Source organism: Aurantimonas sp. C2-5-R2 (genome assembly GCF_036549495.1).
GTDB classification, from domain to species: Bacteria; Pseudomonadota; Alphaproteobacteria; order Rhizobiales; family Rhizobiaceae; genus Aurantimonas; species Aurantimonas coralicida_A.
Genome location: NZ_JAZHLJ010000216.1, coordinates 1 through 1,652, shown reverse-complemented (window position 1 = coordinate 1,652; position 1,652 = coordinate 1). Strand labels below are relative to the sequence as shown.

1 protein-coding gene is annotated in these 1,652 nt (G+C 60.3%); it reads right to left on the bottom strand.

Annotated features, from left to right (window positions below; all coding sequences use genetic code 11):
* Positions 1 to 202: 202 nt before the first annotated feature.
* On the bottom strand, positions 203 to 1,588 hold the full coding sequence (locus VQ044_RS25050) for an IS1380 family transposase (protein WP_442873871.1): 1,386 nt from the start codon (positions 1,586 to 1,588) through the stop codon (positions 203 to 205).
* Positions 1,589 to 1,652: the final 64 nt, after the last annotated feature.

Here is a 1,652-nt window from a genome sequence, read left to right as displayed (position 1 = left end):
CCGACATTCCCCATATGAACCGGCAACCAGACCACAGATTGTACAATTTCGGTGTTGTTGGCAACGCTCTCTGCCCAAGATCCGCCCAAGACCCCTCACCATGAGCCAAGGGGCGCCGCGAAAGGGCAGATGGATCGGATTGGTCGCAATCAAGGCGCACCTCTCCCGTGGCTTTCGTTGCAACGCATGACAAACGGACGCCTCACGCCGGCGCAGGATCAGGCGGTGGCCGCAACTGCGCGATCAGCCGCAGGATCTCGGCGAAGAGCATCCTCGGCACGGCCACCTCAGCCATCTGGAAGGCGACATAGCGGCCATGGTGGACGACCTTGGCTCCAATCTTTACCAATTTCTCCCGCAGCGTGGTCAGCGACCAGTGCTCGACCTCCTTCGGCAAAGCCAGTGTCCTCATGAAGTTGCCCAGATTGTAGGCCAGGGCGTGAAGCTGGAGCCGAACCTCGTTGTTGCGGAACTTCCGGCATGACAGCCGCGTCCACCGGATGGCGTTCTTGCCCTCTTTGATGTTCTGTTCCGCTGTCCCACGGTGATTGTAAAACGCCACCACCCGCTCAGCCGGCCGCGACAGGTTGGTGACAATGAAACCGACACGGGGAACCAGGTCGCCGGGGTGCCATTCCACCTTGGCCACCACGCGCCGCTTTCTGTCCCAACTTCCAGCCTGATAGCTGAAGCTGGCGTAATAGCGCCGCACATGGTTCGGCGGGCGGCCAATGGGTCGCGTGAGGAGATGGCCGATGCTTTCCTGAAGAACCACGTTGGCCTTGAGACGGATGGCGTAGGTGAAGCCCTCGGCTTCCAGAAACTCATAAATGCCCGGTGCGGCGAAGGCGGCGTCCCCTCGGAAATAGCGGCGCAGGTTGCGTTCCCGGTAACGCTCGACGACGGGTTCCAGAAGGTCACGCCAACCGTCAGCGCTATGGACGTTGCCGGGGCGGAGGGAACATCGCTCCAGATCGCCGAACTGGTTGAACAGGAAAAGCGGATGGTAGCACGTGCAGCCGAAGTGACCATTGTAGGCCGCGCCCTCTTGTTCGCCATGGGTCGGACTGACGCTTGAGTCCATGTCGAGGATAATCATCTTCGGCGGGCGACGGTCATGCACACGGTCGATCCAAATGCCGGAAAGTTCGGTCAATGCGGCAAAGTTCTCGTCGCTGGCCAGGTGCTCCGTCTCGAAGCGTCCCATCTGGGTGGCGGAAGCGGCCTGTCTTTCGACGGCCTTGCCGCCGACAATCCAGCGCATGGCAGGATCACGGCCAAGACGGTCGGCGTCGTTCACGTCTTCATAGCCGCCAAGGCGTCCAAACACCGACTGACGAAACAATCCCGTCATGCCATGCCATCCATTTTTGCCGGTGCGGCTGTCTTGGAAAAGACCCCCGGCCCCCTCGCTCAGGCCAAGGGCATCGTCAAGCTCGCGATAGGCCAGCAATCCGGCGTCAGATGTGATCCTGGAACCGTGGAACTCCAGCTTCAGGCGACGGTCGAAATCGACCCGCAAAGGGGGGTTTTTGGATTCACCCGCCGGGTGACACAGGGCTGGCCCGTCGCGATGATGGTATTGCATTGATTCTTATAGCAGAATCGCCCAAGCAGGTCATCAAATTGGTAATCTATCTGGGGAATCCGGG